The organism is Bradyrhizobium sp. Crot121 (assembly GCF_059512385.1).
In genome coordinates this window covers 1-353 of record NZ_JCAMOR010000509.1, presented here as the reverse complement: position 1 = coordinate 353, position 353 = coordinate 1, and the positions used below count along the sequence as shown (strand labels likewise).

Annotated in this window: 1 pseudogene; it reads left to right on the top strand. The window is 60.3% G+C overall.

Annotated features, from left to right (window positions below):
- Positions 1-353: pseudogene (locus AC5ZGW_RS47695) on the top strand (alpha/beta fold hydrolase); the annotation flags it as partial.

Below are 353 nucleotides of genomic sequence, written 5' to 3'. Positions count from 1 at the left end.
TGCTTCTCTGCCATGGCTTTCCGGAGTGCTGGTATTCGTGGCGGCCAATTGGAAGCGCTCGCTGCCGCCGGATATCGCGCCATCGCGCCCGACATGCGTGGTTACGGGCAGACGGACAAACCGGATGCGATCGATCAATACACTCTATTGCATTTGACCGGAGACATGGTCGGACTACTCGACGCGATCGGCACGGATCAAGCAGTCGTTGTCGGACATGATTGGGGAGCGCCGGTCGCTTGGCGCTGCGCTCTGTTCAGACCGGATCGATTTAGGGCCGTCGTTGGCTTGAGCGTGCCGTTTCAGGTGCGTGGTCCCAACCGTCCAAGCACCGTCATGCCGCGGACCGAAAA